The organism is Loktanella sp. DJP18, from assembly GCF_049310965.1.
In the GTDB taxonomy this organism is placed as follows: domain Bacteria; phylum Pseudomonadota; class Alphaproteobacteria; order Rhodobacterales; family Rhodobacteraceae; genus Loktanella.
This window is the reverse complement of the sequence record NZ_JBMERN010000187.1, coordinates 1-5,434: the sequence shown is the minus strand read 5'-3', so window position 1 is coordinate 5,434 and position 5,434 is coordinate 1. Positions and strand designations below refer to the sequence as shown.

At 54.4% G+C, this 5,434-nt stretch carries 6 protein-coding genes; 4 read left to right on the top strand and 2 right to left on the bottom strand.

Annotated features, from left to right (window positions below):
• A partial coding sequence (locus tag ACOI1H_RS23345; RefSeq protein ID WP_422440557.1) for a nitrate reductase occupies window positions 1-835 on the top strand: 835 nt, incomplete at its 5' end.
• Window positions 836-853: 18 nt separating this feature from the next.
• Window positions 854-1,759: a glycosyltransferase gene (locus tag ACOI1H_RS23340; RefSeq protein WP_422440556.1), complete on the top strand. Its 906-nt coding sequence runs from the start codon at window positions 854-856 to the stop codon at window positions 1,757-1,759.
• Window positions 1,760-2,202: 443 nt separating this feature from the next.
• On the opposite strand, the gene ACOI1H_RS23335 is transcribed toward ACOI1H_RS23340, so the two are convergent.
• Window positions 2,203-2,550: a hypothetical protein gene (locus ACOI1H_RS23335; RefSeq protein ID WP_422440555.1), complete on the bottom strand. Its 348-nt coding sequence runs from the start codon at window positions 2,548-2,550 to the stop codon at window positions 2,203-2,205.
• Between the two features lie 201 nt (window positions 2,551-2,751).
• Between ACOI1H_RS23335 and ACOI1H_RS23330 the strand changes: the two genes are divergently transcribed.
• Entirely contained in the window at window positions 2,752-3,309 is a 558-nt protein-coding gene (locus ACOI1H_RS23330) for a recombinase family protein (protein WP_422440554.1), read from the top strand.
• A complete protein-coding gene (locus tag ACOI1H_RS23325; RefSeq protein ID WP_422440553.1) occupies window positions 3,306-3,785 on the top strand; it encodes a hypothetical protein in 480 nt (159 codons plus the stop codon). The genes ACOI1H_RS23330 and ACOI1H_RS23325 overlap by 4 nt, the downstream gene beginning before the upstream one ends.
• 341 nt (window positions 3,786-4,126) lie before the next feature.
• Here the strand turns inward: ACOI1H_RS23325 and ACOI1H_RS23320 are convergent, their stop codons facing one another.
• On the bottom strand, window positions 4,127-5,074 hold the full coding sequence (locus ACOI1H_RS23320; protein ID WP_422440552.1) for an exonuclease domain-containing protein: 948 nt from the start codon (window positions 5,072-5,074) through the stop codon (window positions 4,127-4,129).
• Between the last annotated feature and the right edge of the window lie 360 nt (window positions 5,075-5,434).

Genomic DNA, 5,434 nt, shown 5'->3' with positions numbered 1-5,434 from the left:
CCATCCAGACGCGGCCGGTCAACTTCGTTTCGTCAGTTCTGGCGAAATTTGGTTTTCAGTCATTTCATTGCTCAAATTCTGCCCCTTCGTGCGCTGCATTCACATTGTTACCGACGAACAGCGTCCATCCGTGCTTGGCTCGTTGCCAGACAACGGCAAGATAAAGTTTGTTGACCATAAGGATATTTATTCCGATCACACTGATCTTCTTCCGGTTTTCTCGTCACGTTCGATTGAAACGATGATCCATAGAATTCCCGGCTTGGCCGAACGTTTTATATACCTGAACGATGACATATTCATTGGCAGGCCCATGCTGCCAACGGATTTCTTTGATGATGATTCACCTGTCTTGCATGGCAATCTCAAAAAAATGCCAAACGTAATTATCCGGCGACTGAAATCCACGCTTGGACGTAGCCGGCCGGGCTACAAGGCGGCACAGCAGGCCGCAGCGCGGGCGGTGGGTCGGTATAAGGACTACCTGCTGGTAGAACATCAGCCACAGCCCATGCGGCGATCGACCGTGGCGAACTATTATGATGGCAAACCTGCCGCACTCCGTGCGCAGGCGAAACATCGGTTCCGGTCCGACGCTCAATTTTCGCCGATCGGCTTGGCGCATCATCTGGAGATTGCGGCTGGTGCACGCATATTGCCCCCGGTCGATGTCGGATATATCAAGCCTGGCCACCCGACTGGTTCTGCATTGGCCCGCACGATGGAGGACCTAAATAATGACGCCTATTCGTCGTTCTGTGTCCAGAGTTTAGAAGCAATGATGCCTGATGAGAGAGCCATAATCCTCTCCGGGCTCGAGCGGCGTTACAATTAAAAAACTTCGACACCGTCAATGCTCATCATGGCTCGAACACCCAACCAATTTACTCTTCGCAAGGAAATGGATTACGCGTGTAGTATGGGACCCTTCCGGACACTTAAATCGAAATGGCGGACCCGCAGGGCGATGATGGAAATGGTATCACGCCATGTTACTCCACGCCCACACTGCCTTGGTGCGCCACTTATCGTGTCGTTAACAAGCTATCCCAAACGTTATGATGTTCTGCATTTGACGCTGACTTGCCTGCTATGTCAGACGATTATGCCCGATGAGGTCATTCTATGGATCAGTGATGAAGACTTCGATCAGCTGCCAGACCAGGTTCTGATGTTGCAGGAACGAGGCTTGAAAATATACCGGACACAGGATCTTCGTTCATTCAACAAAATCATTCCTGCACTGCGTCGGATGCCTGACGCATATATAGCCACAGCGGATGACGACATTTACTACCCTGCGGATTGGCTCGAGGGTTTGGTTAAGACGGCAGTTGCCTGTCAGGGTCGGATCGTAGCCCACCGGGTGCACCGCATCCTTTACGACGCTGCGGGCCAGATGGAATCCTATGAGAGGTGGACCAAGAATATTCTTCAGGGACACGAAGGCCAGGCTCTGTTTGCAACTGGTGTTGGAGGCGTCCTTTATCCACCGCAAAGCCTGCACGCCGATGTTCTTCGCGAAGATCTGTTCATGACCCTCTGCCCACATGGGGACGATCTATGGCTTTATTGGATGGCGCAGCGTCAAGGCAGTTTGGTGTGCCATGTCGGACCGAAGCCTCGCATCATAGAGTGGCCCGGCTCCCAACAAAACGCCCTGAGAACTGTCAATCGGGGGACACCAAATGAAAGCGGCAATGACCATGCTATTGCTGCATTGACGAAATACTTTTCGCCTAACGGAATAGGCAGATAAAACGAAAAATAACCTTATTAAAAAAAATACTATTGTTTTAGCGCATTTTGTAGCGCGACAATCTGAATGAGAGCACTTAATTTAATTGTCGCGCTGCACGTTCATGGAAGTTTAGTCGCGCGCGCGCCGGACGTTCGAGCTGCGCCAAAATTCTTCGTTATTGGAACGTGGAGCAACCATCTCAGAGCCGCCATTCGCTGCACTTGCACAGACCGCCAAAAACGACCGTATTTGTCCTACCTATTTTGACCAGACGTTTTTGTCCGACAGCGGCCGTTCGTGACATGTGCGGCGAAATCCCGGTTTGAGGCCAAACTAACCGCGCTGTGCCAGGTAGGCCCATGGGGCTCGAAGCTGCATATTTGGGCTTTCGTTCGAACAAAGAGCAAACAAAACGATCGTGCACTCCCGAGCTTCGTATGCGTTATTCAAAGGGATTTTTGTCAGTTCTCAAGTTTGTATTTCAGGTTGTGCTCGTGAGAAATGAATGAGATCGCTCCGGACGACAGGCGGAAGAAGCAGCCCTTTTTCAGATTTTCTGCGCCGTACTTGTTGGTGTATCGGTCGCGGTCGCTCGCACTCAACTGCGATATCTCGATAGGCACACCATCTTCGTACAGAAGCATGCCTCGTTCCAAAGGTGTCAACGAGTCAAGAAAAATACGCGCTGCTGTATCGACCTTTTTCAACGACACGTCTTCATCCGCGAAGTCTCTGACAAAGCTTTGGATGAATTCTTCTAGGCGCTTCTTCATGTGCGCATGACTGACTTTTGGCTTTTGCTTTCTCATTTTTGGCACCTCCCGTGAACGTGGGCTCCTACCTCACGCGATGTTTGTAAATTTGATCGCAATTGGAAATTGAAAACTCAAGACGTCAATATGGGTATACCCTTGATTACAATCGCCATGAACAATAAAACAGGCAAGTTTCGTGTTCACTTAGGGCTAATTTATCGATAATGAACATATCATGTCGAGGGCACACTCAAAATGATCACCTATCAGGCCAAAATCGGGTACGCGCGCACATCAACCGTCGAACAGAACCTCGATGCGCAGATTGCCGCCTTGAAAGCAGCCGGGTGTGGCATGGTCCGCACCGAGCAAAAGAGTGGCGCCAGCCTTGAGGGGCGGCCTGAGCTCAAGACGATCCTTGATTTCATCCACTCAGGTGAGACGCTGGTGGTCACCCGCATCGATCGGCTGGCCCGAAGCCTCAGTGACCTACAGACAATCGTCACCCAGCTGAAGTCCAAGGGCGCGCATCTGGCCGCAACAGAGCAGCCAGTGGACACCTCAAACGCCACGGGAAAGGCTTTCTTTGACATGCTCGGTGTATTTGCCGAGTTCGAGACGCACCTGCGGCGAGAGCGGCAAGCCGAGGGCATTCTGGCTGCCAAGCAACGTGGCGTGTATCGCGGACGCCTCCCGAAAATCGATATGGCCACCATTCAGGCGAAGCTATCAGAGGGCATGTCGCCTACGGAAATCGCACGCGACATGGGAATATCGCGGGGCACTGTCTATAAAGCAAAGGCTTTGATGTGAAAAAAAACAAGACAAAGCAGCGGTCGCCAGTGGCCAAGCCGCCGGCCCCATCAAGCACAAAAGTACCACCGCCGCGCAACCTGACGCCCCCGCTCTGCGAGAAACTCCGTCGGGACATGATGCAAGCGTGCCTCAAGGTGGCGGAGACGCACGGGTTGACGGTTGAAGGCGGAGAGCTGAGCTACATCGACCTGCGTCATGGTTTCGACATCAGCTTCCGTGTCGGCATCCCGATGGAGGGCGGCGCGATCTATTCGCCAGACAAAGCCCTCTTTGAAGTTCTTGCACCACATTTTGGCCTTGAACCATCTGACTATGGCCGGACCTTCAGATCACGGGGAGACCTCTACCGGATTGTGGCAATCAATCCCAATAGACCAAAGTATCCGATTAGCACTGAGCGGGTCTCCGACGGGCGTGGGTTCAAGATGCCAGCCGAAAACGTGGTCATGTATCTACAGAATTCAGACACATAAATGTTCATGAAATATTCCCGAAGCAGCCCAAATATGCGGCTTCGGGCCCCTTAAGGCCAGGTAGGGTTCGGGCCTGAACATGCGCCCGATGCCCTCTGGAACTCGATGAAGGAGTAAAACTTCGGGTTATCCAGAATTTCGAAATGAGATTTCTCTTTTCGAGAGGCTTTTTGCGTCGTGTGCTTTTTTGAGCTTCAGTGAGACGGTCCAATGGCCGCCGCTTGGGCACATGAGGCCAATCTGATGGTCGGCGATCACGATAGCGGGGCCGTCCTCGGACCTGAAGTTAGGGGTGTGCGCTCCGGCTCCCTTTGCTTTCCCTTGGCTGCGTGACCCGGCGCTTAGCGCCTTGCCGGCACCACGGGGAGCGGCCGTGCCGTCATCTCGACTGGAACCGTCACCCGCTTCGGCTTCCAGCCGACGCTATGGCATGCCGTCTGCGCCGCGTTCGCTATTTCTCCGAAGTTATCCTGCGTCACTGCAAGGGTGCCCGCGGCCCAATGGTGCTTGCCGAGTCCGACTTGGCTGGCGGTCAGGTAGATGCCGTCGCGGTGAAGGCGAATGCCGCGCATCTCAGTCGGTTTCTGCGGCCAAATTCGGGGCTCGGCGACGACACCGCGCTGGAAGATCCCGTCGATGAACTCAGGCATCGTATCCACCTCGCCATGTGTCTCGGCGACGGCGCGGATGATATAAACCGTGGTCTCGACTTGGTTGTGCGGCGCCGGCGGCTTCTTCGGGCGTGGCAGTCCCGATGAGGCGAGACCCGCGATATCGACGGCCGGCCTCCCATATAGATGTGCGACGACCCCCGCCAGGACCGCGGCATCCAGAAGAGCGCCGTGGATGGTCCTGTCCGGCACCTTGAGACCGAGCTTCTGAACGACCGTGCTGAGCCCTGCTGGGCCCGTTAGGTTCGCGCGGACGAGCGCGACCGTGTCTTCCCAATTGTCTTTCCGTGGCGGCTCGATGCGCGCAGCAACGAACTCCTTGTTCATGAAGTTACGGTCGAACTTCGCACCGTGCGCTAAGATCGGGTCTTCGCCCAGGAACGCACGGATTTCTGCTGCGTGCGTGGTGAAGGCCGGGCAGTCGCGCAGCATCTCTGCGGTCAGGCCGTGGACACGGGACGCGCCCCACTGAATCGGTCGCTGCGCCCGGAAGTAGAAGTGCAAGGCGCGCCCGGTCGGGACATGATCCATGGTCTCGACCATGCCGAGCTCGACTACGCGGTCGCCATTCTTGGCGCTACCGCCGGTAGTTTCAGTATCCAGAACTACACGTCTCACGCTGCTCTCCTCGAATTGCGTCCACAGTAGCACCGGTCATTCGAAAGCCAAGAACCGTCAAAAGGATGGGTTTCACAAATCGTAGCAAGACTGACGCATCATGATGGGTTCAGCTATGCCCGCACTGTGAACAGTGGTCAGCTCATCAATGAAGGTCAGCTGTGCCGCGCTCAGCGGTCAAAACTCATCCGTTTTTGTCACCGGCGGAATCCACCGTATTTGGCGCATGAATTATGACGGACGGGTTTTCTCTTCGCCTTCCATCAGCAGTGCAGTGCGAAGCCGCTCTTTTAAGGCCAGCATTCTAGTAAGGCTACGGCGAGGGCCGTCTGACTTTGGCTACGATCCGATGATAAGTCC